22 protein-coding genes are annotated in these 26,891 nt (G+C 69.8%); 8 read left to right on the top strand and 14 right to left on the bottom strand.

From position 1 onward, the window contains the following. The first annotated feature begins 93 nt into the window (after window positions 1-93). The gene (locus I5731_RS17090) at window positions 94-2,097 is read left to right on the top strand and encodes an acyl CoA:acetate/3-ketoacid CoA transferase (protein ID WP_197312693.1); all 2,004 of its coding nucleotides are present in this window, start codon (window positions 94-96) and stop codon (window positions 2,095-2,097) included. 318 nt (window positions 2,098-2,415) lie between these two features. On the opposite strand, the gene I5731_RS17085 is transcribed toward I5731_RS17090, so the two are convergent. Then, window positions 2,416-3,522, bottom strand: a complete 1,107-nt coding sequence (locus I5731_RS17085) for a TRAP transporter substrate-binding protein (protein WP_197312630.1) — start codon at window positions 3,520-3,522, stop codon at window positions 2,416-2,418. A 346-nt stretch (window positions 3,523-3,868) separates the two neighbouring features. Between I5731_RS17085 and I5731_RS17080 the strand changes: the two genes are divergently transcribed. Further along, the gene (locus I5731_RS17080) at window positions 3,869-4,621 is read left to right on the top strand and encodes a gamma-glutamyl-gamma-aminobutyrate hydrolase family protein (protein WP_197312629.1); all 753 of its coding nucleotides are present in this window, start codon (window positions 3,869-3,871) and stop codon (window positions 4,619-4,621) included. A gap of 19 nt (window positions 4,622-4,640) precedes the next feature. Here the strand turns inward: I5731_RS17080 and I5731_RS17075 are convergent, their stop codons facing one another. The 4 genes from I5731_RS17075 to I5731_RS17060 form a co-directional block, all read right to left on the bottom strand. Next, complete coding sequence (locus I5731_RS17075; RefSeq protein WP_197312628.1) at window positions 4,641-5,798, bottom strand: nickel/cobalt transporter; 1,158 nt, start codon at window positions 5,796-5,798, stop codon at window positions 4,641-4,643. Then, on the bottom strand, window positions 5,795-6,505 hold the full coding sequence (locus tag I5731_RS17070; protein ID WP_197312627.1) for a DUF1007 family protein: 711 nt from the start codon (window positions 6,503-6,505) through the stop codon (window positions 5,795-5,797). Before I5731_RS17070 ends, I5731_RS17075 begins: the two co-directional genes overlap by 4 nt. Window positions 6,506-6,635: 130 nt before the next feature. Beyond that, on the bottom strand, window positions 6,636-7,532 hold the full coding sequence (locus tag I5731_RS17065; protein ID WP_197312626.1) for a LysR family transcriptional regulator: 897 nt from the start codon (window positions 7,530-7,532) through the stop codon (window positions 6,636-6,638). Between the two features lie 30 nt (window positions 7,533-7,562). Beyond that, window positions 7,563-9,155 (bottom strand): gamma-glutamyltransferase family protein, encoded by a 1,593-nt coding sequence (locus tag I5731_RS17060; RefSeq protein WP_197312625.1) that lies wholly within the window; start codon window positions 9,153-9,155, stop codon window positions 7,563-7,565. 612 nt (window positions 9,156-9,767) lie between these two features. Between I5731_RS17060 and I5731_RS17055 the strand changes: the two genes are divergently transcribed. From I5731_RS17055 to I5731_RS17045, 3 genes are all read left to right on the top strand, one after another. Beyond that, window positions 9,768-10,898, top strand: a complete 1,131-nt coding sequence (locus I5731_RS17055; RefSeq protein WP_197312624.1) for a type III PLP-dependent enzyme — start codon at window positions 9,768-9,770, stop codon at window positions 10,896-10,898. A 156-nt stretch (window positions 10,899-11,054) separates the two neighbouring features. Then, window positions 11,055-11,591: a GNAT family N-acetyltransferase gene (locus I5731_RS17050; RefSeq protein WP_197312623.1), complete on the top strand. Its 537-nt coding sequence runs from the start codon at window positions 11,055-11,057 to the stop codon at window positions 11,589-11,591. A gap of 251 nt (window positions 11,592-11,842) precedes the next feature. Continuing rightward, window positions 11,843-13,285 (top strand): homospermidine synthase, encoded by a 1,443-nt coding sequence (locus I5731_RS17045; protein WP_197312622.1) that lies wholly within the window; start codon window positions 11,843-11,845, stop codon window positions 13,283-13,285. Window positions 13,286-13,471: 186 nt separating this feature from the next. Here I5731_RS17045 and otsA read toward each other — a convergent pair whose 3' ends face one another. From otsA to I5731_RS17005, 8 genes are all read right to left on the bottom strand, one after another. Next, entirely contained in the window at window positions 13,472-14,839 is a 1,368-nt protein-coding gene (gene otsA / locus I5731_RS17040; RefSeq protein WP_197312621.1) for an alpha,alpha-trehalose-phosphate synthase (UDP-forming), read from the bottom strand. Window positions 14,840-15,014: 175 nt separating this feature from the next. Further along, window positions 15,015-16,799: a glycoside hydrolase family 15 protein gene (locus I5731_RS17035; RefSeq protein ID WP_197312620.1), complete on the bottom strand. Its 1,785-nt coding sequence runs from the start codon at window positions 16,797-16,799 to the stop codon at window positions 15,015-15,017. Next, the gene (gene otsB, locus I5731_RS17030) at window positions 16,796-17,581 is read right to left on the bottom strand and encodes a trehalose-phosphatase (protein ID WP_197312619.1); all 786 of its coding nucleotides are present in this window, start codon (window positions 17,579-17,581) and stop codon (window positions 16,796-16,798) included. Before otsB ends, I5731_RS17035 begins: the two co-directional genes overlap by 4 nt. 169 nt (window positions 17,582-17,750) lie before the next feature. Continuing rightward, on the bottom strand, window positions 17,751-18,386 hold the full coding sequence (gene eda / locus I5731_RS17025; RefSeq protein WP_197312618.1) for a bifunctional 4-hydroxy-2-oxoglutarate aldolase/2-dehydro-3-deoxy-phosphogluconate aldolase: 636 nt from the start codon (window positions 18,384-18,386) through the stop codon (window positions 17,751-17,753). A 128-nt stretch (window positions 18,387-18,514) separates the two neighbouring features. Further along, window positions 18,515-18,886, bottom strand: coding sequence for a hypothetical protein (locus tag I5731_RS17020; RefSeq protein ID WP_197312617.1), 372 nt, complete (start codon window positions 18,884-18,886; stop codon window positions 18,515-18,517). 208 nt (window positions 18,887-19,094) lie between these two features. Continuing rightward, window positions 19,095-20,225 carry a radical SAM protein gene (locus I5731_RS17015; RefSeq protein ID WP_197312616.1) on the bottom strand — a complete coding sequence of 377 codons (1,131 nt, stop codon included), beginning with the start codon at window positions 20,223-20,225 and terminating at the stop codon, window positions 19,095-19,097. A 4-nt stretch (window positions 20,226-20,229) separates the two neighbouring features. Beyond that, window positions 20,230-21,201 carry a WD40 repeat domain-containing protein gene (locus I5731_RS17010; protein WP_197312615.1) on the bottom strand — a complete coding sequence of 324 codons (972 nt, stop codon included), beginning with the start codon at window positions 21,199-21,201 and terminating at the stop codon, window positions 20,230-20,232. A 278-nt stretch (window positions 21,202-21,479) separates the two neighbouring features. Beyond that, window positions 21,480-22,550, bottom strand: a complete 1,071-nt coding sequence (locus I5731_RS17005) for a CobW family GTP-binding protein (RefSeq protein WP_197312614.1) — start codon at window positions 22,548-22,550, stop codon at window positions 21,480-21,482. Between the two features lie 219 nt (window positions 22,551-22,769). On the opposite strand from I5731_RS17005, the gene I5731_RS17000 reads away from it, so the two are divergent. The 3 genes from I5731_RS17000 to I5731_RS16990 all read left to right on the top strand — a co-directional run bounded on the left by I5731_RS17000 (window position 22,770) and on the right by I5731_RS16990 (window position 25,643). Beyond that, complete coding sequence (locus I5731_RS17000) at window positions 22,770-23,300, top strand: MarR family winged helix-turn-helix transcriptional regulator (protein ID WP_197312613.1); 531 nt, start codon at window positions 22,770-22,772, stop codon at window positions 23,298-23,300. A 254-nt stretch (window positions 23,301-23,554) separates the two neighbouring features. Further along, window positions 23,555-24,478, top strand: coding sequence for a DMT family transporter (locus I5731_RS16995; RefSeq protein WP_197312612.1), 924 nt, complete (start codon window positions 23,555-23,557; stop codon window positions 24,476-24,478). 157 nt (window positions 24,479-24,635) lie between these two features. Beyond that, window positions 24,636-25,643 carry a LacI family DNA-binding transcriptional regulator gene (locus I5731_RS16990; RefSeq protein ID WP_328839064.1) on the top strand — a complete coding sequence of 336 codons (1,008 nt, stop codon included), beginning with the start codon at window positions 24,636-24,638 and terminating at the stop codon, window positions 25,641-25,643. 282 nt (window positions 25,644-25,925) lie between these two features. Here I5731_RS16990 and I5731_RS16985 read toward each other — a convergent pair whose 3' ends face one another. Beyond that, entirely contained in the window at window positions 25,926-26,720 is a 795-nt protein-coding gene (locus I5731_RS16985; protein ID WP_197312610.1) for a tellurite resistance TerB family protein, read from the bottom strand. Window positions 26,721-26,891 lie beyond the last annotated feature (171 nt).

The raw sequence follows: 26,891 nt of genomic DNA, 5'->3' as shown, positions 1-26,891 counted from the left end.
CTACGACGAAAGTCGAGCGGCGCCTCCGGGGGCGCGCTCGGCTGCGCCGGCGCCGGCAAGCGGAACAGGGCGGACGGGGGATACGGCATGGCGATGAAGAAGAACAAGGTGATCTCGGCCGACGACGCGATCGCGCTGATCAGCGAGGGCGACGTCGTCACCACCACCGGCTTCGTCCAGAGCTGCATTCCCGAGGCGCTGCACGCCGCCCTCGAGCGCCGCTATGTCGAGACCGGCGCCCCGCGCGACCTCACCCTGATCATGACCGCCGGCGCCGGCGACAGCAAAGGCCTCGGCACCGGCCGCTTCCACCACGACGGCCTGCTGCGCAAGGTGATCGCCGCCAACTTCGGCCGCATGCCCAAGGTGGCGCAGGCCGCGCAGGAAAACCGCATCCTCGGCTACAACCTGCCCCAGGGCGTCATCTCGCAGCTCTACCGCGCCTGCGCCGCCGGCCAGCCTGGCCTGTTCTCCAAGGTCGGCCTGCACACCTATGTCGATCCGCGCCACGGCGGCGGCCGCGTCAACGAGCTCACCAGCACCGACATCGTCAAGCTGGTCGAGGTCGACGGCGAGGAGTGGCTGTTCTACACCGCGACCAAGATCGACGTCGCCTTCATCCGCGGCACCAGCGCCGACCCCTCCGGCAATCTCAGCATGGAGAAGGAGGCGCTGACCCTCGACAGCCTCGCCCAGGCGATGGCTGCAAAGAACAACGGCGGCATCGTCATCGCGCAGGTCGAGCGCATCGTCGAGGACGGCTCGCTGAAGCCGAAGGACGTCCGCGTCCCCGGCATTCTGGTCGACTGCGTCGTCGTCGCCGACACGGCGGTGAACCACCGCATGAACTACGGCACCGAGTACAACGCCGCGCTGTCGGGCGAGATCCGCGTGCCCGTCACCTCGCTCGCCAAGCTCCCGCTCAACGAGCGCAAGATCATCGCCCGCCGCGCCGCCTTCGAGCTGCCGCCGAACGGCGTCGTCAACCTCGGCGTCGGCGCGCCGGAGGGCATCTCCTCGGTCGCCGCCGAGGAGCGCATCACGCCCTTCATCACCCTCACCACCGAGGCCGGCGCGGTTGGCGGCGTGCTCGCCAGCGGCTCGAGCTTCGGCTCGGCGGCGAATGCCGACTGCATCATCGACCAGAACCAGATGTTCGATTTCTACGACGGCGGCGGCCTCGACATGACCTGCCTCGGCATGGCCGAGTGCGACGTCGAGGGCAACGTCAACACCTCGAAGTTCGGCGGCCGGCTCAACGGCTGCGGCGGCTTCATCAACATCAGCCAGAACGCCCGCTGCGTCGTCTTCGCCGGCACCTTCACCGCCGGCGGCCTCGAGGTGGCGATCGAGGACGGCAAGCTCGTCATCGTCAAGGAAGGCCGGGCGCGCAAGTTCATCACCGCGGTCGAGCAGATCACCTTCTCGGGCAGCTTCGCCCGCACCCGCGGCCAGCCGGTGATCTACGTCACCGAGCGCTGCGTCTTCGAGCTCACCCCCGAGGGGCTCGAACTCATCGAGGTCGCCCCCGGCATCGACATCGAGCGAGACATCCTCGCCCACATGGATTTCCGGCCGATCATCCGCAAGCCGGTCCAGATGGACGCGCGCATCTTCCGCGACGAGCCGATGGAGCTCAAAGACGAGCTGCTCAACCTGAAGCTCTCCGAGCGCGTCAGCTACGACGCCGACCGCAACATCCTGTTCCTCAACCTCGAGGGCTGGAGCTGCCGCACCAAGGCCGACATCGACGACCTGCGCACCGTGCTGGTCGACGCTTGCGTCCGCGCCGGCCGCCGGGTGAACTCGGTGGTCAACCATGACGGCTTCAAGATCGCCGAGCACCTCTACGACGACTACGCCGCGATGATCGAGTACCTGCTCGAGCACCACTACGCGACCACCACCCGCTACGCCACCAGCGCCTTCCTCCGCCTCAAGATGCAGGAAGCCCTCTCCAAGCGCGGCCTCGCCCCGCACGTCTTCGAGCGCAAGGAAGACGCCCACGCCTTCCTCGCCGCACATGCCCGGGCGTTCCTGGACAGCCTCGGCGACGACGAGGACGAGGAAGAAGAGGAAGAGACGACGGCGGCGTGAGGGGGACGGGGGCGGTTGGCGGCGAGGTTGGTGATGCCGCGCCGCTGCTACCCCTCCCGACCCCGCTTCGCGGGGCCACCCTCCCCACGAGGGGGAGGGATACGATCCGACCGGCGCCTTGCCTTTCAGCCAGAACAAGCGACTGCAGTAGAATTGCGGGTCTGCCGCGTCGACATCCCTCCCCCTTGTGGGGAGGGTGGCCCCGCCAAAGGCGGGGTCGGGAGGGGTAGCAGCCTCACCGCCCACACCACCCCGACAAAAAAAACGGCCGGCGAGGTCATCCCCACCGGCCGCTTCCGTTCAATACGGAGCAGTCTCTTACTTGCCCGACGCCTGCATGGCGTAGTTGTACGAGTCCATCGTGTATTCCGCCACCCGGAACCACTGGAAGCTCTCGTCGCGGAACTGCTTCCACGGCTCGTAGACCTTCTTCCAGTTCTCGTTGGTCTGGACGAGGCCGGCGTAGAGCTCCTGCGAGGCGACGTAGGCCGCATCGAGCACGTCGCGCGGGAACGGACGCAGCTGCACGCCCTTGCCGACGAGGCTGCGGATCGCGAGGCGGTTCTTGGCGTCGTACTTCGCCATGGTGATGTCGTTGGCGTAGGCGCAGCCGGCCTTCAGCGCCGCCTGGTAGGCCTTCGGCAGTTCCGCGTGCTTCTGCGCGTTGAACATGAAGTGCAGCGTCGGGCCGCTCTCCCAGAAGCCGGGGTAGTAGTAGAACTTGGCGACCTGGTGGAAGCCGAGCTTCTCGTCGTCGTAGGGGCCGACCCACTCGGCGGCGTCGATGGTGCCCTTCTCGAGCGACGGATAGATGTCGCCGCCGGGGATCTGCTGCGGCACGGCGCCGAGCTTGGCCATCACCTGGCCGGCGATGCCCGCGATGCGCATCTTGACGCCCTGGACGTCGGCGAGGGAGTTGACCTCCTTGCGCCACCAGCCGCCCATCTGCACCCCGGTGTTGCCGCCGGGCACGCCGATGACGCCGTAGGTGGCGTAGAATTCGTTGAGGACCTCGTTGCCGCCGCCCTCATAGAGCCAGGCGTTCTGCTGGCGCGCGTTCATGCCGAACGGGATCGCCGTGCCGATCGCGAACGTCGGGTCCTTGCCGACGAAATAGTAGGAGCAGGTGTGGTTCGCTTCGACGGTGTTCGACTGCACCGCGTCGAGCGCCTGCGGGCCGGGGACGATTTCGCCCGCCGGGAACACCTGGATGTTGAACTTGCCGTCCGTCATCTCGCGAACGATGTTCGCCATCTCTTCGGCCGAACCGTAGATGGTGTCGAGCGACTTCGGGAAGCTCGACGTCAGGCGCCAGCGCACTTCGGGGCTGCTCTGGGCAATGGCGGGGGCGGCGAGCGTTGCGGTCGCGGCGGCGGCACCACCGCCGACGGCGCCGGCCTTCCGGATGAATGAACGACGATCCATGATGTCCTCCCAAACCAAGTTGATGTCCGCGATCCGGCGCGGGCGGCGGATATTCTGAAAATCGCCGTTCCCGTGTGCGGATGGGGTTCTGCGCGGTCCGGGGATTGTTCCCCGTTCGCCTCCGCCATGTCGTTCCGACGTGAAATCCCGTCGCGACTTAAGCCGAATCCCCGTGGAGTGACAAGGGTTGCCCGCTGCGATTGTCCGCGGCGATCCGGCGGCCTACGACGAAGGTCCTATGCGCCCGCAACGCGGCGGGGTCGCGCGTCACCCCCTGTCGCGGCGGCGCGGATTGGCGTATACGCCCCCATCCCGCAAGCGACCGACAATTCAGGAACGGCAAGGCATGGACACCCCGCTGGTGCTGGTCTCCTCCGACGTGAAGCCCGTCGACGGCTATGTCTGGCACGCCGCCCCGTCGACCTATCTCTCGGCACTCGTCGACCGGGCCGAGGTGATGCCGGTGATCGTGCCGTCGTTCGGCGACCGTCTCGACCTCGACGCCCTGCTCGGCCGGGCCGACGGCCTCGTCTGCACCGGCTCGCGCTCCAACGTCTGGCCGGAGCTCTACGGCGCCGTCGCCGACGCGCGTAACGAGCCCTACGACCGCGACCGCGACGCCACCACCCTGCCGCTCATCCTGCGCGCGATCGAGCTCGGCGTGCCGCTGCTCTGCATCTGCCGCGGCATGCAGGAGCTCAACGTCGCGCTCGGCGGCAGCCTCGCCACCGAGATCCAGGAAGAGGCCGGCGTGATGGACCACCGCGCGCCAGTGTCGGAAAACCAGGCCGAGCGCTTCTCGATCCGCCACCCGGTCGACGTCCGCCCCGGCGGCTGCCTCGGGCGGGTGCTGGGATCGGACCAGGTACTGGTGAACTCGCTGCACCGCCAGGCGGTCGGCCGGCTGTCGGACCGGCTGCAGGTCGAGGCCGTCGCCCCCGACGGCGTCGTCGAAGCGGTGTCGGTGATCGATGCGCCGGGCTTCACCCTCGGCGTGCAGTGGCATCCGGAATACTGGGCGACCACCGACACGCCGTCGTCGCGGATCTTCCGCGCCTTCGGCGACGCGGCGCGGGTCCGCGCCGCAAAGCGCGTCTGAGCGGTGAGGTTTCGCGGAATCAGGCGGCCGCGATGGCGCCGCCGAGCATGAGCGCACCGAAGGCGAGCACCGCGAGCGCGCCGCCGATCTCGACCGCCCGGTGCACGAGGCGGCCGCGGCCGTTGTCGGCCTTGGCAAAGCGCACCGCCAGCCCGCGCGCCGAGACCGCGACCAGCACCAGCGCCGCCACCGTCAGCCCGGTGCCGAGCCCCATCGCCAGCGTCGCGCCGACGCCGGCGAGGTAGTGCCCCTGCGACAGGGCGAACACCAGCACGATCAGTGCGCCGGTGCACGGCCGCAGCCCGACCGCGAGGATGGCGCTCCAGGCCTTGGCGATGTCGAGCCGGCCGGCGGCCTGTGCCGCGGCGGGCGCATGCGCGTGGCCGCAGCCGCAGTCGTCGGCGTGGCTGCCCTCCTCGCACGTAAAGCCACCGGACTTCGCCGCCGGCCGGGGGCGAAGCCGCAGCGCCGCGGCGCCGCGCTCGGACGCCGCGCCCGTGGCCGGCGCTGCGGCGGTGAAGGCAAAGCCCGACCTGGACGCGGGCGCACCGAAGGCCCCGGCGGCCGACAGCGCCGGGCGCGCCGGCGCCCGCAACCGCCCGCCGACCGCCTTCAGCGCGGGGCCGAGCGCCTTCTGCCAGACCAGCCAGAGGCCGAGGCCGGTGATCAGCGCGAAGGAGCCGATCTCGAGCACGGCGGCGAACCGCGTCATCGCGATGCCGGTGACGCCGAGCAGCACCGCGCCGACGGAAACCACCGCGATCGCCGTCGCCGCCTGCGCCAGCGCCGAGAGCAGTGACAGCAGCGCGCCGTTGCGCGCGGTTTCCGCGTTGGCGAGCACGTAGGACGAGACAACCGCCTTGCCGTGGCCGGGGCCGGCGGCGTGGAAGACGCCGTAGGCGAACGACAGCCCGGCCAGCATCCAGCCGGCCGACCCGTCGCCGTCCAGCCCGCGGATCGCGGCCTTCAGGCCGGTGTAGAAGCTGATCTGCCACGCCGCGATCCAGGCGAACACCGGCGAAAGCACCCCGCCCGGCGCCGCCACCGGCTCGGCGAGGCCGACGCCGAACGGGCTGGCCGCCAGCGCCGGGCCGACCCCGAGCGCGAGCACGGCGAGGAGCAGCGCGGCGAGCGCCATGCGGAGGGCGAATGTCGGGACGGCAGCCGGCGGCATCATGGACAGGCGAGGCTCGCGCCGTTGTTGAGGTCCTGCGTCACCATCGCGAGATCGGGCGGGATTTCGCGCTGGTCGGCCGGGATCGCCGCGAGCGCCGTCGCCGTCATCGGGTCGAGCTCGCCCGGCCGGCGCACCTCGACCTTGCAGTCGGCATGGGCGCCGTCGAGCACCAGCGGATCGTCGGCGACGAAGCGGAAGGCGACGTAGAACGTCGGGTCGTAGACGTCGAGGTCGACCGGCAGGCTGCGGATCTCGTAGGCCGTCTCGAGCGGCAGGGTAAAGTAGAGCGTCAGCAGGCCGTCGTCGGACTGCAGCCAGTATTCGGACGGCGTCGCGAATTCGACCGCCTTGTCGCCGGCGGTGAGGAAGGTGAAATAGTCGAAGTCGGCGAGCGACTCCATGTTGACCTTGGCGAGCGGCTGCAGTTCCTCGGCTGAGAGCACGCCGTCGCCGTTGGCGTCGAGCCCCTGCGAGGCGAAGGCCGAATAGCCGTCGTCGAAGCGCCAGATGTTGCGCACCGCGGTGACCTTGCCGTCGGCGTCGAACACCATCTCCGCCTTGGCCTCGACGAAGACGTGCGGATGCGCCGACGCCGTTCCGGGCACCGCGGCGAGACCGGCGGCAGCCGCGGCTGCGAGAACGGCGAGCCCGGGCGTGAAGCGACACCGGTTGGTCGTCCCGCGAGTGGTCGCGCCGATCTGCATCATGCCTCTGCCTTGTCCCTCGTCCGACCGGCGCAGTAGACGCTGCGCCGAAGCGCTAGAATCCTTCGCTTTCGAATGCGGCGCAAGCGGGGCCGGGCCGAAGGCGGCGGGACCGGGCCGGCGGACGGCCGCCTCAGCAGCCGCCATGCTTCTGGAACCACTCGGCGAGGAAATCGACGAAGGCGCGGATCTTCGCGGAAAGATGCCGCCGGTGCGGATAGACCACGTAGATCCCCGGCGGCGGCGTCGCGAAGTTCTCAAGCACGACGTTGAGCCGGCCGGCGGCGATGTCGCCGCGCACCATCACCTGCGGCACCGCGCCGTAGCCGAGGCCGGCGAGCACCGCCATGCGCACGGCTTCCGGCGAGTTGACCTCGATGCGGCCCGACACCTGCACCGTCTGGCGCTCGCCGTCGACCATGAAGCGCCAGTTGAACCGGTTGCGCAGGTTGGAGTCGATCACGCAGGGGAGTTCGGAAAGATCGGAGGGCCGCGTCGGCCAGCCGGTCGCCGCCATCATGTCGGGGCGGCCGACGATGACGAAGCGGTAGTCGGCGAGGCGCCGGGCGATCAGGCTGGAATCCTGCAGCTCCGTCACCCGCACCGCGCAATCGAAGCCTTCGTCGACGAGGTCGACGAAGCGGTCGTCGAGGTTGAGGTCGATCCGGATCGCCGGGTGCAGCGCGAGGAACTCCATCACCGCCTGGCCGAGGATGCTGTCGCCGAAGGTGCGCGGCGCAGCGATGCGCAGGAGGCCGGTCGGCTCGCCGTGGCGGTCGCGCACCATGTCCTGCAGGTCGTCGACGCGCTGAAGGATCTCGCCCGCATCGCGGTAGTAGGCCTGGCCGAGTTCGGTCAGCGAGAAGCGCCGCGTCGTGCGGTTCATCAGCCGGGTGCCGAGCTCGTCCTCCAGCTCCTTGACGTATTTCGAGATCAGCGCCTTCGAGCGCCCGATCTTGCGCGCGGCGGCCGAGAAACCGCCGGCGTCGACGACCTCGACGAAGGTCCGCATCCGGGTCAGCGTATCCATCGGCCCTCCATCGCAATCACCATCCGCCCGTCAGGCGAGCGCGGCGCCGCCGTCGGCGCGCGGGTCGTGCGCGCCCTCGATGTCGCCGCGCGGCGTGCGCAGCACCATGCCGGCATGGCCGAACGTGTCGGCCGCCGCGGCCGGCAGCAGCTCGATCTCGTGGCCGACGCGGGCCAACTGTTCGGCGACGTCGGTGTCGAAACCGTGTTCGAGCTTCAGCGTGGTCGACGTGTCGCCCCAGGTGCGGCCGAGCAGCCAGCGCGGCGCGGCCACCGCCGGCGAAAGGCCCATGCCGAAGCGGTAGCGGCTCATGATCGCCGCCTGGAACTGCGGCTGCCCGTCGCCGCCCATCGAGCCGTAGGCGAGGCTGCGGCCGTCGTCGAAGCGCGCCAGCGCCGGGTTGAGCGTGTGGAACGGCCGCCGGCCGGGGGCAAGCGCGTTGAGCGCGCGCGGATCGAGCCGGAAGCTCGCGCCGCGGTTCTGCATCAGGATGCCGGTGCGCGGCGAGACGACGCCGGAGCCGAACTCCCAGTAGATCGACTGGATGAAGGAGACCGCGACGCCGTTGCGGTCGATCGCGCCCATCCAGATCGTGTCGCCCGGATCGGAGAGGTCCGGCCACGGCGCGGCGCGGCGCATGTCGATCGCGCTCGCTTCCCGGGCGAGCGCCACCTCGGTCAGCGTTTCGAGATAATCCGGCGCCGCGGGGCGCGGGTCGGTGACGAGGCGGTCGCGCAGCCGGAAGGCGCGCTTCGTCGCCTCGACCAGACCGTGCACGTGCTCGAAACCCTCGCCGCGCGCAACGCCGAGCTTCTCGAAGATGCCGAGGATCAGCAGCGAGGCGAGCCCTTGCGTCGGCGGCGGCATGTTGAAGACGTCGGCGTCGCCGATCCGCAGCGTCAGGGGCTTCACGCGGCGCGGCTCGAACGCGCGGATGTCGGCCGCCGTCACCGGCGAGCCGGCCGATTCGAGGTCGTCGGCGAGCGTCGCGCCGACGTCGCCGCGATAGAAGTCGGCGAGGCCCGCCCGGCCGAGATGGTCGAGCGTGTCGGCGAGCCGCTCCTGGCGCATCAGCGTGCCGGCCTCCGGCGGCTTGCCGTCGACGAGGAAGACGTCGGCAAAGCCCGGCTGGCCGGCGAGGCCGTCGAGCTTCGCCGTGGTGAGTTCGGCCTGCGAGCGCGCCGCCGGCGTCCCGGCCTTGGCGACGGCCGCCGCCGGGCCGATCAGTTCGGCGACCGGCATCCGCCCGCCGAGCGGTCTGGCGAGCTCCAGCGCGAGATCCCACGCGCCGACGGTGCCGGGCACGGTGAGCGCCGCGAGGGGCCCTCGGAACGGGATCTCGCCGTGGCCGGCGCGGTGATAGGTCTCGATGGTGGCGCGGCTGCCGGCGGCGCCGCAGCCCTCGATGCCGACGGGGGGATGGCCGGGGGCGGAGATGATCCAGAAGCCGTCGCCGCCGATGTGCGTCATGTGCGGATAGACGACGGCGATCATCGCCGCGGCCGCCACCATCGCCTCGACGGCGGTGCCGCCGGCGCGCAGCACCTCGGCCCCGGCCTCGGCCGCCGCCCCATGCGGCGCGACCACGACACCACCCCGCGAAACCCCGAAGACGTCCACCATGCGCCTGCGCTCCCCGCCTCTGCCCGGCCCGATCGAAGCGGCAAGACCTACGCCTTTTGCGGGCGCGGGGAAACTCCGTCCGAGGGCACCCGCGCCGCTTGGCCGCGCCGCTCAAAAATATTCGGCCCGGACCCAAAAACCGCTTGTGTATGACAGTCGAAACACCTAATTCACGGCTTGCCCAATTTCGCACGTGCCTGTGGTTGCGTGCCGGCTTCGTAGGGCTGCTTAAACGCAGTTTCCTCACGAGGGCAAGCCGGTGACCGGAGTTTAACCGGGTCTAAGCCGACGCTCTGTCGGCGGACGCGACTTGAAGCAACGACGTAGAGGGCTTTTTTGGTCTCTCCCGGCTCTCCAAAGGCCGGGGTCACTAAAGAGGCAACTACTCCTTGCCGGACGTGCGGTACGGGTCTCCCGTTCCAATCGATGGCTGTCGAACGCGCTGGCGCGCTCCTACGAGCGCGACAAGCGGTCGCAATCTCATCCCGCCGACCCGCAAGGGCCGGTCGCTGGTTCGTCACCGGACCACGCTTCGCCGTCTCCACAGCGGCCGGGCGTGATCGAGGTACGGACCCGGGTCTCGCCAACTTCTGGGAACTGGGACTTGCCGCCATGACTGCTCGCATCCGTGAATTCCTCGCCGCCCGCCGTCCCGAGGGTCCCTGCCTGGTGCTGGACCTCGACGTGGTGCGCGACAACTTCCTGTCGTTCCGCCGCGCCCTGCCGGACAGCCGTGTGTTCTACGCCGTCAAGGCGAACCCGGCGCCGGAGGTGCTGTCGCTGCTCGCCGGTCTCGGCTCGAACTTCGATTGCGCTTCGGTCGCCGAGATCGAGATGGCGCTCGAGGCCGGCGCCACGCCCGACCGCATCTCGTTCGGCAACACGATCAAGAAGGAACGCGACGTCGCCCGCGCCTTCTTGCTCGGCGTCGACCTCTTCGCCGTCGATTCGATCGCCGAAGTCGAGAAGGTCGCCCGTCAGGCGCCCGGCGCCCGTGTGTTCTGCCGCATCCTGTGCGACGGCGCCGGCGCCGAGTGGCCGCTGAGCCGCAAGTTCGGCTGTGAGCCCGAGATGGCGATCGACGTGCTCGAGGCTGCGCAGCAGCGAGGGCTCGCCGCCTACGGCGTCTCGTTCCACGTCGGCTCGCAGCAGGGCAACACCGAGGCCTGGGACGGCGCGCTCGCGTCGGCCGCGGAGATCTTCCGCGTGCTCGGCGAGCGCGGCATCCATCTCAAGATGGTCAACCTCGGCGGCGGCTTCCCGACCCGCTACCTGCGCGACATCCCGGCCGTCGAGGCCTATGGCCGCTCGATCGAGAACGCGATCCGCTCGCACTTCGGCAATCGCATCCCGGAGACGATCATCGAGCCGGGTCGCGGCATGGTCGGCAGCGCCGGCGTGATCAAGACCGAGGTCGTGCTGATCTCGCAGAAGGGCGGCGCCGACGACATGCGCTGGGTCTTCCTCGACATCGGCAAGTTCGGCGGTCTCGCCGAGACGATGGACGAGGCGATCCGCTACCCGCTCGTGACCCGTCACGAGGGTGCGGCGTCGACCCCCTGCATCGTCGCCGGCCCGACCTGCGACTCGGCCGACGTGCTCTACGAGAAGACGCCCTACGACCTGCCGATCACCCTGGAAATCGGCGACGAGATCCTGATCGAGGGCACCGGCGCCTACACGACGACCTACGCCAGCGTCGCCTTCAACGGCTTCCCGCCGCTGCAGGCCTACGTCATCTGAGCAGGCCTTGCCTGCTCGGCGTGATCTGAACGGCCGCAAGCCGGACTGACACCGAACTGACGGGCGGCACCGCCGCCCGTCCCCACGCCGGCGCGCGGCCCGAAGGGGACGCTGCGACGGGGTTCCGTGACCATTCCCGTTTTGAAGGACACCCCCATGTACGAGGTGGTGGACGAGGCGCCCGAGCACATCGGCGCCCGCGAGGCCCTGCTCGACCGCGTCTTCGGCGCGGCGCGCTTCCTGAAGTCGTCGGAGAAGATCCGTCGCGGCCGTCTCGCCGCCGACGGCCTGTCGCTGGTCGCCCGCGATGCGGACGCCGGCCGTCTGGTCGGCACCGTCCGTCTCTGGCACGTCGCCGCCGGCGATGCCGGCGCGGCGCTGCTGCTCGGCCCGCTCGCCGTGTCGCCCGATCACCAGGGCGCCGGCCTCGGCGGCATGCTGATGCGCCACGCCCTCCTGCGCGCCCGCCTGCTCGGCCACGAGGCGGTGATCCTCGTCGGCGATCCGGAGTACTACGCCCGCTTCGGCTTCGACGCCGACAAGGCGGCCGGCCTCGCCATGCCCGGCCCGTTCGAGCGCCGGCGGCTGCAGGCCGTGGAGTTCCGCGACGGCAGGCTCGCCGACGCGTCGGGCCTGATCCGTCCGACCGGTGCCTTCGCGCCGGTCCACCTGCCGCTCGCCGCGGCGGCCTGAGGGCCGCAGCGACGCCGGGCGAAAATGCAACGGTCGGGCCGGGCAGCGGCCCGGCCGTTGCATGCATTTCAACTCCGACATCTATACTGTCGTTTTCACCCGTCGCCGGTTCCCGGCGACGTCACCCGGCCGGCCGCCCTCGCGAAGGGCGCCCCGGCCTCATCTGCCGGCCAAAGGGAAACTCGCAAAGCCCCCCGCGACCGCTGGGGCGCACACCACCGGCCCAAAGAACTGCAAGGAGACTTCACGAAATGAGCGATTGGCCAGTCTACGGCACGATCGACGGCCCCATCGTCATGATCGGCTTCGGCTCGATCGGACGCGGCACCCTGCCGCTGATCGAACGGCACTTCGCCTTCGACAAGGCGCGGATGGTGGTCATCGACCCCAGCGACGCCGATCGCGCCCTGCTCGACGAACGCGGCATCCGCTTCGTGCAGCAGGCGGTCACCCGGGAGAACTACGTCGACCTGCTGACGCCGCTGCTGACCAACGGCGGCGGGCGCGGCTTCTGCGTCAACCTCTCGGTCGACACCTCGTCGGTCGACCTGATGCGGCTCTGCCGCAGCCTCGGCACGCTCTACATCGACACGGTGATCGAGCCCTGGCTCGGCTTCTATTTCGACAAGAGCGCCGGCCCCGAGGCGCGCTCCAATTACGCCCTGCGCGAATCCCTGCTCGCCGAGCGCCGCGCCAATCCCGGCGGCCCGACCGCGGTTTCCTGCTGCGGCGCCAATCCCGGCATGGTGTCGTGGTTCGTGAAGCAAGCGCTGCTCAACCTCGCCCGCGACCTTGCCCCCGACAGCGCCGCCAAGGTGCAGGTTCCGGCCGACCGCGAGGGCTGGGCCAGCCTGATGAACTTCGTCGGCGTCAAGGGCATCCACATCGCCGAGCGCGACACCCAGCGCAGCAAGGCGCCGAAGCCGATCGACACCTTCTGGAACACCTGGTCGGTGGAAGGCTTCGTCTCCGAGGGGCTGCAGCCGGCGGAGCTCGGCTGGGGCAGCTTCGAGCCGTGGATGCCCGAGATCGGCCGCACCCACGCGGAAGGCAGCCAGGCGGCGATCTACCTGATGAGCCCCGGTGCCGACACCCGCGTGCGCACCTGGTGCCCGACGGTCGGCGCCCAGTTCGGCTTCCTCGTCACCCACAACGAGGCGATCTCGATCGCCGACTACTACACCGTCGGCGAAGGCGCCGCGCCGGCCTTCCGGCCGACCGTGCACTACGCCTATCACCCGTCGAACGACGCGGTGCTGTCACTGCACGAGATGTTCGGCCGCGCCGGCAAGCCGCAGTCGACCTTCCACGTGCTGGACGAGACCGAGATCGTCGACGGCCGCGACGAACTCGGCGTGCTGCTCTACGGCCACGCGAAGAACGCCTACTGGTTCGGCTCGCGCCTCTCGATCGAGCAGGCGCGCCAGCTGGCGCCCTACCAGAACGCCACCGGCCTGCAGGTGAGTTCGTCGGTGCTCGCCGGCATGGTCTGGGCGCTGGAAAATCCGGAGGCCGGCATCGTCGAGGCCGACGAGATGGACTTCGCCCGCTGCCTCGAGGTGCAGAAGCCCTACCTCGGCCCGGTCGAGGGCCACTACACCGACTGGACCCCGCTCGACGGCCGCCCGGGCCTGTTCCCGGAGGACATCGACGAGCAGGAGCCGTGGGCGTTCAAGAACGTGCTGGTGCGCTGAGCCGCGCGGCGAGTATCGCGCAAAATCCCTTCTCCCCTTGTGGGAGAAGGTGCCCGAAGGGCGGATGAGGGGTCGCGGCGCTTCGGCGATCGCTGAACTGACGGCAGCGCCGCGCCCCCTCATCCGGCGCGTGCCGCGCCACCTTCTCCCGCGAGGGGAGAAGGGTTTCCCCGCGACGCCCTGCCCTTACCCGCCGAGCGCCCGGATGTACCGCGTGGCCCAGTTGTGCGCGTCGTTGCGCACGATGCGCTCGAACATCAGCGCGTGGCGCGACTTGCGCTCGTCGAGCGGCATCTGCAGCGCGGTCTGCAGCGCGGCTGCGACTTCCGCCGCCGAGTAGGGGTTGACGATCACCGATTCGCGCAGCTCTTCCGCCGCACCGGCAAAGCGCGACAGCACCAGCACGCCGGGGTTCTCGGGATCCTGCGCCGCGAGATACTCCTTGGCGACGAGGTTCATGCCGTCGCGCAGCGGCGTCACGAGGCCGATGCGGCTCGCCCGGTAGATGCCGGCGAGCGCCTTCCGCGGAAAGCCGCGCGCGATGAAGCGGATCGGCGTCCAGTCGACGTCGGCGAAGCGGCCGTTGATCTGGCCGGCGAGGCCCTCGAGTTCGCGCTGGATGTCGGCGTAGGCGTCGACCTCCGAGCGCGACGACGGCGCGATCTGCAGGAACGTCACCCGGCCGCGGTTCTCGGGATACTCTTCCAGCAGCCGCTCGAAGCCGCGGAAGCGGTGCGGGATGCCCTTGGTGTAGTCGATGCGGTCGACGCCGACGATCTGGGCCCGGTCGCGCTGCGCCTGGCGGATGCGCTGCTGCTGACGCTTGCCCTCGGGCGAATCGGGGAAGGTCGCAAAGCCCGTGGCGTCGATGCCGATCGGGAACGCCCGCACCGTGATCTCGCGGCCGTAGACCGAGACGACGTCGTCGTCGACCACCCGGCCGCCCTGCTCCTGCACGAGGTAGTCGATGAAGTGGTTGCGATCCCGCATCGTCTGGAAGCCGATGAGATCATAGGCGAGCATCGAGCGGATCAGCGCGCCGTGGCGCGGCAGCGCGGTGATGATGTCCGGGCTCGGGAACGGGATGTGCAGGAAGAAGCCGATCCGGTTCTCGACGCCCATCGCGCGCAGCGTCGAGGCGAACGGCAGGAAGTGGTAGTCGTGCACCCAGATCAGGTCGTCGGGCTTGATCAGCGGCTTCAGCCGCGTCGCGAAGCGCTCGTTGACACGGCGATAGCCTTCCTCGAACGGCCGGTCGAACTCGGCGATGTCGAGCCGGTAGTGCAGGATCGGCCACAGCGTGCGGTTGGCGTAGCCGGCATAATATTCGTCGTAGTCGGCTTTGTTGATGTCGAGCTGCACCAGCTCGACCTGCTTGCTGCGCTCGATCTTGAACTCGCCGAAGGTGCCCTCGTCCGAAACCGCCCCGCTCCAGCCGAACCAGACGCCGCCGCGCTCGCGCAGCACGTCGACCAGCGCGACCGCGAGACCGCCAGCCTTGCCGGTGTCCTTCAGCGAACCGACCCGGTTCGAGACGATGATGAGTTTGCCCATGGTGCCCCCTCGTGGCGCCGGCAACGGCCCTTCGTCGCCTGCGCCTCCTGGTTCTTTCCGCCCGCCCCGAGCGGGCGGACGCTGGCTGCGATGCAGCCGGATGAACGGGAACGCAACGGACGGGGTGACGACATCCAGCCTGCCGGGGCCCTCGTCCGGCTCGTTCGCGTTGTTCTCAGACCACCTTGTCCCAGCCGTTCGACAGGCGAACGGCGCCGTTGATGATGCCGACCATCGAGTAGGTCTGCGGGAAGTTGCCCCAGAGCTCGCCGGTCGCCGTGGTCACGTCTTCCGACAGCAGGCCGACGTGGTTGCGGCAGGCGAGCATCGTCTCGTAGATCTCCCGCGCCTCCTCGCGCCGGCCCATGCGCGCCAGCGCGTCGATCAGCCAGAACGTGCAGATGTTGAAGGCGTTCTCCGGCTCGCCGAAGTCGTCGGCGGCGTGGTAGCGGAACATGTGGTTGCCACGGCGCAGCTTCGCCGCGATCGCGTCGACGGTGGCGACGAAGCGCGGGTCGCGCGGGTCGATGAAGTTGACCTCCGCCATCAGCAGCAGGCCGGCGTCGAGATCCTCGCCGCCGAAGCTCTCGACGAAGGTACCGAGCTTCTCGTTCCAGCCCTTGGTCATGATCGCTTCGCGGATGACATGCGCCCGCTCGGCCCAAACCGCCGCGCGGTCGACGAGGCCGAGATGCGTCGCGATCTTGGCGAGGCGGTCACAGGCGGCCCAGCTCATCAGGCTCGACGTGGTGTGCACGCGGGCGCGGAAGCGGAGTTCCCACATGCCGGCATCGGGCTTGTCGTAGCGCCGGAACGCCTCCTCGCCGATCCGCTCCATCACCGCGAAGGCCTCGATGCCGGCGGGGTTGAGCAAGCGGCGATCGACGAAGGCCTGCGCCGCGCCGAGGATGATGTTGCCGTAGACGTCGTACTGGTGGTGCTCATAGGCCTGGTTGCCGACGCGCACCGGCCCCATGCCGCGGTAGCCCGGCAGGTCGACCGTGCGCTCGACGAGGTTGCGCTCCAGCGCGATGCCGTAGAGCGGCTGGAAATGATCGCCGTCCCAGCCTTCGATGACGTTGTGGAGATAGCGGAGATAATTCTCCATCGTCTCCATCTCAGACAGCGAGTTCAGCGCGCGCACCACGAAGAAGGCGTCGCGCAGCCAGCAGTAGCGATAGTCCCAGTTGCGTTCGGTGTTGGCGGCTTCCGGCACCGATGTGGTGACGGCGGCGACGATCGCGCCGGTCTCCTCGAAGGTGTTGAGCTTCAGCGTGATCGCGGCGCGGATCACCGCCTCCTGCCACTCGAACGGCAGGCTGAGCCGGCGCGTCCAACGCCGCCAGTAGTCGGCAGTGTTCTCCTCGAACTGCCGGCACAGCGAATCGGCGCCGTCGCTCAGCGTCTCGTCCGGGCCGAGGTAGAACGACAGCGAGCGGTCGATCAGGAACGCGGTTTCGTCGCGGACATAGGTGATCGGCGCGTTGGTGGTGAGCCGGACGGCGAATTCGGGGCCGAGATAGCGGATGTGGTTCGAGCCCGTAGTGATCTCCGGCCCGCGCGCGCCCCATTCGAAGCGCGGCCGGCAGCGGACACGGATCCGCGGCCGTCCTGCGATCGGCGACACGCGGCGGGCGAGCGCCGTCGGCCGGAACGAGCGGCCACGCGATTCGAAGCGCGGCATGAAGTCGGCGATCTCGATCGCGTCGCCGTCCGCGGTGAACAGCCGGGTGCGGACGATCGCGGTGTTCTCGTCGTAGGACTGCTCGCTGCGCGCGAGACCGACGAGTTCGATCGCGAAGACGCCGTCGTGCTCGTCGCCGGTCGAGGCGCCGAGCAGGCCGTGGAAGATCGGGTCGCCATCGAGGCGCGGCCAGCACGTCCAGACGATGCGGGCGGAGGTGTCGACGAGGCCGGCAATGGCGCAGTTGCCGATCAGCGCGAGTTCGAGACTGCTCAACGGACGGCTCCCTCTCTGGAAACAGGATCTTCGACGCTCGCCCGGCCGGCCCCTTGCCGCGACGGCGGCAGGTCTTCGAGCCAGGCGTGCACATCGGCGACGGTGGCGAGGCGGAAGCCGGCGACGCTGTCGCCCTCGCCCACCTTGACGCCATAGCCACCGGCGGCGATCGCGGCGCGCATGCCGTCCTCGTCGGTCGCGTCGTCGCCGACGAAGACCGGCGTGCGGCCGGAAAAACGGGCGAGCGTCAGGAAACGCTCGACGACGGTCGCCTTCGAGGCGGCGCGCGGCTTCACCTCGACCACCATCTTGCCGAGGATCAGGCTGAGGTCGTCGAAGCCGTCCACAGCCGCGATCACCGCGGCGCGGACCTCGGCCTCGCGCTCCGGCGCCGAGCGGTAGTGCACGGCGATCGCCGAGCCCTTGTCCTCGACGAGAATGCCGTCGGCGACGGCGAAGGTCCGGTCGATGCGGCCGCGCACGGCGGCGATCGACGGCGGCGGCGCCAGCGCCTGCACCGGCAGGGAGAAATCCTCGCGCCATTCGAGACCGTGCAGGCCGCCGACCGTGAACCGCGCCGGCGCCAGGAAGGCGTCGATCTCGGCGATGGGTCGGCCGGAGACGATCGCGAGCGCTCCATCCAGCCGGTCGGCCAGCCGCTCCAGCCGCACGACGGTGCCCGCAGGCACCCGCACGGCGTCCGGACGTGGCGCAAGTTCCACCAGCGTCCCGTCGAAATCGAGAAACAGGGCGGCGTCGGCAATCCTCGGGGGAGCGATCATGAACCTTCCATGGCGGGGAGCCGGCGGCACAGGCGGGCGGGGATGCGGCATCGACCGCAAGGCGGTGCAGGCCACCCGGAGGGCAGCCGTGCACCGAAAACGCGACCTTGCCGGAAATGTTCCCTGCGCCCCGAAAATTTTCGGGACGCGTCGCCGAGGCCGGCTCGGCTCAGACCGCGAGGTCCATCGCCGCGCGGGCGAGATCCTCGATCCGGCCCCAGTCGCCGTTGTTCATCGCATCGGCCGGCGCCACCCAGGAGCCGCCGACGCAGACGACGTTCGGCAGCGCGAGATACTCGGGCGCATTCTTCTCCGAAACGCCCCCCGTCGGGCAGAACAGCACGTCGGCGAGCGGCGACGCGAGCGCCTTCAGGTAGACCGGGCCACCGGCCGGGCCGGCCGGGAAGAACTTCATGATGCGGTAGCCGGCATCGCGCGCGCGCATCGCCTCGCCGGCGGTGGCGACGCCCGGCAGCAGCGGCACGCCGATTTTCAGCGCATGGGCGAGGATCGTCTCGGTCGCGCCGGGGCTGACCATGAACTTGGCGCCGGCCGCGACGGCGGCGTCCGCCATCTCCGGATCGAGCACCGTGCCGGCGCCGACGATCGCGCCTTCCACCGTGCTCATCGCGCGGATCACCTCCAGCGCCGCCGGGGTGCGCATCGTCACCTCCAGCGCGGGCAGGCCGCCCGCGACCAGCGCCTTCGCCAGCGGAATCGCGTGCTCGACCCGATCGACGATCAGCACGGGCACCACCGGCGCGCGCCGGAGAACCGCGAGAAGGGCTTCGGTGTCCTGTTTCATGAGTGCTCTGTCCGCCGTCGGTTGGGCTTTGCGCCGAAGTGCCGCGACATTGGCGCGCAGGCGCCGCGATTGCAACACCTTGGAGCCCTCCGCACCGCACCGGCGGTGCCGGCGCGGTGCGTCGAAGTTCAGGCCGTCCGGCGGAACACCGCGACGGCAAAGCCGATCGCCGCGAGGAAAATCAGCACCGAAGATGCCGCGACGACGGGCTCGATGGCGGTGTTGCCCAGCAGCAGCAGCGACAGTGACGGGAACATGACCGCGGTGCCGCCGACGTGCAGCACCAGCACGATCTTCGCCAGCCGGCCGGCGGCACTCGCCGGCGAAAGGGCGAAGAAGGCGCCGTAGATCGCGGTGACCACGAAGCCGAGCAGGTTGAGATGGGCGTGCGCCGAATAGATCGTGTGGTCGCCGCTCGCCGACATGGCGATGCCGGCGGCCATGCCGACGATCAGCAGTACGATGGCGGATTTGAAATATAGCAAGGCAGTGGAAGGCATTTCAGGCTCCGATGCCGCCACGGGCGGCGTCGCCCCGCAAAACGGGACGCAGCCGCCGGGGCGGCCAGTCAGTTGGCAATGATTTTCCTCGAAAGGAGGCCTGTCCGTCCGCGCTGCAATTGCCGGATCGGATCAGGTCGGCAGCCTCATAGGGGATTTCGTTTTGCCTGTCTCGCGAAAAAAGCGAAACGAACGGCGAAATCTCACGTCAGCCGCGCCAGAGCATCGTGGCCGGATCGCCGGCGACATCCAGCATCGCCGGGAAATCCGGATAGACGATGCTCTGCCCCTCGCGCCGGAACGTCACCGTGCCGGCGGCGCGGTCGCGGGCGACGATGTGCTCGCGCCGCACCTTGCCGACCGGGCTGTCGAGGGTGAAGCGGATCGCGTTGGCCCAGCCCGGCCAGCCGGTGGTGAGCGCGTCCTGGATCGCGAACACCCGGTCGAGCGGCATCCGGTAGGGCGCCGAATAGCGGATCGGCTCGGGCACATAGACCGACAGCGTGCGCACCCGGGCATCATCGAGATCCTCGACGAGCCGCGCGATCACCGCGGCATGGTCGTTGACGCCGCGCAGCAGCGGAAAATGGTTGTAGAGTCGCACATCGCGCCGGCGCAGCTCGCGCAGCACGCCGCGCACCGCGTCGCAGATCTCGTACGGGTGCACGAAGTGGAAGACGAGGCGCACATCGGCTGCCGCCAGCAGATCGAGCTTCGCCGGATCGGCGAAGGTTCTGGGGGCGAAGGCGAGCGCGCGGGTGTGGATGCGGATCGCCGGCCGCCGCGGCAGCGCGCGCAGCGTCTCGAGGATCAGCTTGAGGTCGCGCAGCGGCAGCGTCAGCGGGTCGCCGCCGGAGAGGATCACCTCGCGCACCTCCGGCACGGTGCCAAGATAGGCGACCAGCCGGCCGAGTTCCTCGGCGACACGCGTGCGCCCCGCCTCATGCTGCTCGGTGAGCACGTCCTGGCGGAAGCAATACTGGCAGTGGCCGGCGCACAGCGACGTCGGCATGAACAGCACCCGGTCCGGGTACTTGTGGATGATCGCGTCCGACCCGGTGACGCGCATGTTGGAACGGTCGTCGACCCAGTCGGCGACCTCGTGGCCGGCGTGCACGGCGAAGCGCTCGCGGGTCGGGTGCGCCGTGCGGTGCAGCGGCCCCTCGGTGTGGCCGAGCGCCGCGACCTCTTCGTCGATCTTTGCCTGGTAGAACGCCGTCACCTTCAGCGGCAGCAGGCGTTCAGCCCGGGCGAGATCGGCAAAGCGCGCATCGAGCAGCGCCTGTTCGGCCGGCAGGGTCGGCGCGACGGACGCCGGGCTGAGGGCGGGGGCGGCCACCGGCTCAGGCCGAAAGGTCGACGACGCCGGCCTCGCCCGCCTCGGTGCCGAAGGCGAGTTCGAGGCCATCCGGCGACCAGCCGAGCGCCGAGATCGGCCCCTCGCCCGGCCGGCGCAGCAGCACCTCCTCGCCGTCGGAGAGCCGCACCAAGAGGATCATGCCGTCCTCGTAGCCGAGCACGGCGATCTCCTCGGCGGGATGTGCCGCGACGCGGGTGACGAGTTCCTGCCGGCCGCCGAGTTCCAGCGGCCGCTTGCCCATCGGCCCGTCCTTGAAATGGAACGGCCAGGCGATCGCGACGCCTGCGCCCGAGGTGACGAGGAAGCGGCCCTTCACCGACCACGACATCGAGCGCACCTTGGTCGGATAACCCGACATGCGCATGTGCTGGCCGTCGGCGAGGCGCCAGCCGTGCAGCGCGTTCTCCTGCATCGACGAGACGACGCTGCGCCCGTCCGGCGAGACGGTGACGCCGATGTGGGCGCCCTTCCATTCCAGCTCCTGCGGCGGCGCGACCGTGCCGGGGAACCAGAGGCCGACGCCGTTGTAGCCGGCGATCGCCACCCGGAACCCCTTCGGCAGGAAGGCGAGCCCGCCGACGGCGCGCGGCCGCGTCAGCTCGAAGGCGGTACCGCGTCCGTCCAGCGCCCAGGTGCTGCGGCCCGAGGCGAAGGCGATGGCGCCGTTCGGACCCGTGGCGAGTTGGTCGATCCATTTCCGCGGCCGCTCCGCGACGAGGCGCGGTGCGCCAGCAGCCTCCGTCCGCATCACCTTGCCGTCGTCGCCGGAGGTGATCAGCGCCTTGCCGTCGAGCGTCGCCGTAGCGGCGAGAATTGCGCCGCCATGCACCTCGGCGCGCTCGGCCGTGGTGCCGCGCACCACCCCGCCGCTGCCGTCGGCGAAGATCGGCTGCTTGCCGAGGAAGCCGGCATGAACGACGTAGCCGGAAACGGCGACGGGCGTGATCGCGACCAAGGCGGGGCGGTCCTTCGGGTGAGGGGCGGGTTCAGGCGCCGTTGTTGGGGCGGGCGGGGTCGGTTGTCAACGGCGGGGGCGTTGCCGTGGGGCCTCCCCCCTCCCTGTCCCTCCCCCGCTTCGCAGGAGAGGGGACGATGGGCGAGAGGGTGTCTGCAAAACGAACGTCACGCCGAACCGAAGCGGTATCGAGATGAACGCCCTCGCCTCCTGCGTCCCCTCTCCTGCGAAGCGGGGGAGGGACAGGGAGGGGGCCGCCCCACGGCAAGCACGAGCCTTCAAGCCAGCGCCGGCTCGCCCACCAGGCACGCCGTGAACGCCCGCTCCAGCGCCGCCTTGTCGAGGTGGCGGCCGATGAAGACGAGGCGGCTTTCGCGTGGCTCGTCGCCGCGCCAGGGGCGCTGCAGGTCGCCCTCGACGATCATGTGCACGCCCTGCACCACATACCGCTGCGGCTCGTTCTCGAAGGCCATGATGCCCTTGAGGCGCAGGATGTTCGGACCTTCCGACTGCGTCACCTCGCCGATCCACTTGATGAAGCGCTCCGGCACCACCGCCGCGCCCTTCAGCGACACCGAGGTGATATCGGTCAGGTGGTGGTGGTGGTGGCCGTGGTCGTGGCCGTGATGATCATGGCTGTGGTCGTGGTGGTCGTGATCGCAGTCCGGCCCGCAGACGTGCTCGTGGTCGTGGCCGGCCTCGAGGAACTGCGGCTCGAGCTCCAGCATGCGCTCGAGGTCGAAGGCGCCGCGGTCGAGCACCTCCGAAAGCGGCACGCTGCAGCGGCTGGTCTTCGTCACCTTGGCGAAGGGATTGAGCTGGTGGATCGTCTCCTCCACCGCCTTCAGTTCCTCGGCCGTGACGAGGTCGGTCTTGTTGAGCAGGATGACGTCGGCGAACGCCACCTGGTCCTCGGCCTCGGTGCTGTCGGCGAGGCGGGCGAGGAAATGCTTGGCGTCGACCACGGTGACGATGGCGTCGAGCTTCGCCGCCTTGCGCACGTCGTCGTCCATGAAGAAGGTCTGCGCCACCGGCACCGGATCGGCGAGGCCCGTGGTCTCGACGATGATCGCGTCGAAGGAGCCGCGCCGCTTGGCGAGCCCCTCGACGACGCGGATCAGGTCGCCGCGCACGGTGCAGCAGATGCAGCCGTTGTTCATCTCGTAGACTTCCTCGTCGGTGTCGACGAGCAGGTCGTTGTCGATGCCGATCTCGCCGAACTCGTTGACGATGACGGCATAGCGCTTGCCGTGGTCTTCGGTGAGAATACGGTTGAGCAGCGTCGTCTTGCCCGCCCCGAGATAGCCGGTGAGCACCGTGACGGGGACGGGGGCATGGGGTTCGGCCATCGGAAGTCTCCTGGAATGCGTCGCGTTCTCTATCATGGTCTTCATCGGACCGTCACGCGGCCCGGCTAAGAAGTCGGCTAATCGATCGCGCGGCGCCGCATGCGGCGACATCGGTCGCGGCAGGCTCTAGATAGGATCCGCGGCGCCGATTCAACATGGGCGTCACGATCGGAGCGGCCCGTGGAGCAACACGGGCCGTGTGGTAGCCGGGGGATGAGAATGAGCTTCAATCATCGCAAGAGCGTGACCTTCCGCCTGACCCAGGCCGCCCGCGCCCACCGCACCCGCGCCGGCGTCCACCTCGGCCGCATCGGCCTGCACCCCGGCCAGGAGGCGGTGCTGAAGGCGCTCGCCGACGACGACGGCCGCAGCATGAGCGAACTCGCCGCCATCCTCGGCGTGCAGCCGCCGACCGTGACCAAGATGATCGCCCGCCTCGGCGCGCAGGACCTCGTCCGCCGCGAATCCTCCGCCTCCGACGGCCGCCTCGCCCGCGTCTACCTCACCGACGTCGGCCGCGAGCGCGTCGACGAGATCGACCGCGCCTGGCGCCGGATCGAGAAGGAGGCGATGGCCGGCCTCGACGACAAGGACCGCAAGCGCCTGCGCAAGATGCTGCGCGCGATCGAGAAGAACCTCGCCCCCGGCACCCTGCCCGACGACGATCCGGCCGACGCCGACGAGCCGGAGGCCGCCGAGCCCGCGGTGCATGCCGCGATCCTCGCCGAGGCCGAGGGCGGCCTGCACTAGGTCCGCCTCAGCGGGGGCCGGGGCCAGACCGCCAGACATGAGGCGTCCGCAACGGAGCCATGCCGCATAAATGCTCGCCGCGGGCCCTTCTGTCGGCGCATAATGCCGGGATTGCCCAAAACGAGTGCGGATCAAAACCTGCCGTGACGCAGTCCTGTGCCGAATCGGCGGGTTCGCCCCCAGCCGGCCACCGTCCCGCGCCGGACCGCGCAGCCGCCCCACCGGCGGGTCGTGACCGGACCGCACCGCCCGCCGTGCCGCCGCGCCAGCGGCTGATCGGCTATGGCCTGATGATCGGCACCGGCATCCTGTTCTGCCTGCTCGACACCGTCGCCAAGCTCGCGAGCCGCGACGCCTCGGTCGCGCAGGTGGTTTGGATGCGCTACGCGGTGCATCTCGTGCTCGCGGTGGTGATCCTCAATCCGCTGATCTCGCCGTCGTCCTGGCGCGTCAACCGCGCCGGGCTGCAGCTGCTGCGCGCCCTGACGCTGGTGATCAACACGGCGCTGAACTTCCTCGCCCTGCAGTACCTGCAACTTGCCGAGACGCTGACGATCCAGTTCCTCGCGCCCTTCATGATCGCCCTGATTTCGGTCGTGGCGCTCGGCGAGCGGATCGGCCCGCGCCGCTGGGTGGCGATCGGGCTCGGATTCTTCGGCATTCTGGTCGTGACGCGCCCGGGCATCGGCGACGTCCACCCGGCGGTGCTGCTGTCGATCGTCGCCGTGATCCTGTTCGCGGTCTATGCCGTGCTGACGCGCGTGCTGACCCGCACCGAAAGTCCGGGCAGCATGCTGCTGGTCTCGGCCGGCGTACCCGCCCTGCTGCTGCTGCCGATCCTGCCCTTCGTCTGGGTCTGGCCGCAGGATCCGTTCACCTGGGTGCTGATGATCGCCGCCGGCGTCTTCGGCGGCCTCAGCCACACCCTGCTGATCGCCGCGCACCGGCTGGTCTCCGCCGCCGAACTCGCGCCGATCGCGTATGTGCAGATCATCTGGACCGTGCTGCTCGGCTTCAGCGTGTTCGGCGACGTGCCCAGCGGCTGGACCGTTGCCGGCGCGCTGATCGTCATCGCCTCCGGCCTCTATTACATGTCGCGCGACCGCGTCCGGAAGGCGAAGACGCCGGTCGCGGTGATCGCGCCGGCGGTGCCCGTGCGCGATCCTGAGCGCCCGTGACGCTCGCCGCGGCCATCGTTGCCGCGCCTTGGGGACACACCCCTGATGCAGGTGTATCCGCGCACCAAAACACTATATATCTGCCGTGGTTGACTGGCCGGGGTGGATGATGCTCGATCCGAGCGCGAATGACGGACGCAAGCTGCGACGAAGACGGGTGACGCTCAGCCAGATCGCGGCGGAGCTGAACGTGTCGACGGCCACCGTCTCGCTGGCCTTGCGCGACAATCCGGCCGTGTCGGTCGATACCCGCCAGAAGGTGCGCGAGCGCGCCGCCGAGCTCGGCTACATCTACAATCGCCAGGCCGCCAGCCTGCGCACCGCACGCACCAACATCATCGGCGTCGTCGTCAACGACGTGATCAATCCCTATTTCGCCGAGGTGTTCCGCGCCGTCGAGAACGAGCTCGAGCGCGCCGGCATCACCATCCTGATCTGCAACCACCGCGACGATCTCGCCCGGCAGAAGAACTTCGTCGACGTGCTGCAGCAGCAGAACGCCGACGGGCTCGTCATCTGCCCGTCGCTCGGCACCACCGCCGCCGACATCGAGCAGATCACCCGCTCCGGCACCCCCGTCACCATCATCTGCCGCGACGTCGAGGGCGCCACCGCGCCGATCGTGCGCGGCGACGATTTCCGCGGCACCTTCGACCTCACCCGCCACCTGATCGCCCAGGGCCATCGCAGCATCGCGATGATCGGCGGCCGGCGCCAGACCTCGTCCGGCCGTGACCGTCACGGCGGCTATCTCGCCGCGATGCGCGAGGCGAACCTCGCCATCCCCGACGGCGGCGGCCTGCCCGAGATCATGACGTCGGCCGAGGGCAAGGTGGCGGTCGAGGCGCTGCTCGCGCTCGACCCCCGCCCGACGGCGATCGTCTGTTTCAACGACCTGCTCGCGCTCGGCGTGATGTCCGGCCTGCACCGCCTCGGCATCGTGCCGGGCGTCGACATCGCCGTGACCGGCTTCGACGACGTCGAGGGTTCGGAAACCTGGAACCCGCCGCTGACCACGGTCCGCAACGGCTCCGACGAGATCGGCAAGCACGCCGCCAACGCGATCCTCGCCCTCGTCAACGACCGCCCCTCCCCCTTCGCCCGCCTGCTGATCCCGCCGCGCCTCGAAATCCGCGAATCGTCCTCGGCCCCGCCGAAGGCGTGATAGGGACCCCGGCCGGCCAAAAGGGCTGGAGCGGCCGGCGACAGCCCGGGCCGGTCGCGTCAGGACCGGAGTGGGCGCAGACCGTCAGCGCACCGACCTCGCCCGTCGAGACGGCCCCTTGCGGGCCTTCGGGGGACGAGACCGTCGGTCGGCTCCGGTTTCATTGGTGAACGGTTGTCCTTTCCCCTCATCCTGAAGACGTCGCGCAGCGACTGTCTCGCAGGACGAGGGGAAAGCCCCGCGGTGACGCCGTTCCGCAGTCCGAGCGGAACAGCGTTCGACTCACCTCACCTCGACCAGCGCCGTGGTCGCCCGCTGCTCGAGATCGGCCGCGAGCGCCTTGTCGATGCCGAGCCGCGCGGCCAGCATGTCGAGATAGGCCCGCTCGGCCGGATGATCCGGCGACATCGCCAGCAGCGAAGCGGCATAGACCTCGAGACCTTCCTCCGGCCCGCGCGCCATGCGCACGACACGGTCGACGTCGAGCGGCCGGCGCAGCTCGTCCATCACGAAGGCCTTCTCGTCGTTTTCGAGCGCGAGCTCGTCGAGCCGGCCGAAGATGCGGCGCTGCTCCTCGGCGTCGATGTGGCCGTCGGCCTTGGCGGCGGCGATCATTGCGACCAGCAGCACTTCCGCCCGGCTGTCGGCCCCGCCGGGGGCGGCGGCCGGGTTGAACGGGCTGTCGCGCGGCGGCTCGATCAGGTCGACGTCCTCGGCCGGGCGCGCCGAGCCCCAGGGCGTGCCGCCCGCCATCTCGCCGACGCCGCGGCTGAACGAACCCGGCTGCGGCGTGGAGCCCTGTCGATCGGCCCCCGGAGCGGCCTGCCCGCCGCCGGCAGAACCTGCCGAATGCGACTGCCACGCCTTGTAGGCGAGGCCCGCGATCAGGGCGAGGCCGCCATAGCCGGCCGCCTTCTTGCCGAGCTTGCGCCCCGACTTCGAGCCCAGCATGTAGCCGAGCGCGGTGCCGGCGAGCCCGCCGGTGGCGAGGCCCTTGCCCTGGCCGGCATAACCCGACTTGTCGAGATAGGACTTGCCGGTCCCCATCAGCTGATCCAGTATCTTCTGTGCGTCCACGGGCGGTTTCCTCTGCGTCTGGTACGTATCGAACCTCGGCGGAGATGGGATCGCCTCGATCACATCGCAACGCTTTCGACAATGATCTGACGCTCGGCCTTGACATTTCGCGGTGCAGCGAGCAAATAGACGTCATTCTGCGATGCGCGCGACGTGACCGTTCGTTCGGTT

The sequence above is a fragment of the Methylobrevis albus genome (assembly GCF_015904235.1).
Classification (GTDB): Bacteria; Pseudomonadota; Alphaproteobacteria; order Rhizobiales; family Pleomorphomonadaceae; genus Methylobrevis_A; species Methylobrevis_A albus.
Note: the sequence above shows the minus strand (reverse complement) of the source record. Positions and strands in the feature narration are given on the sequence as shown.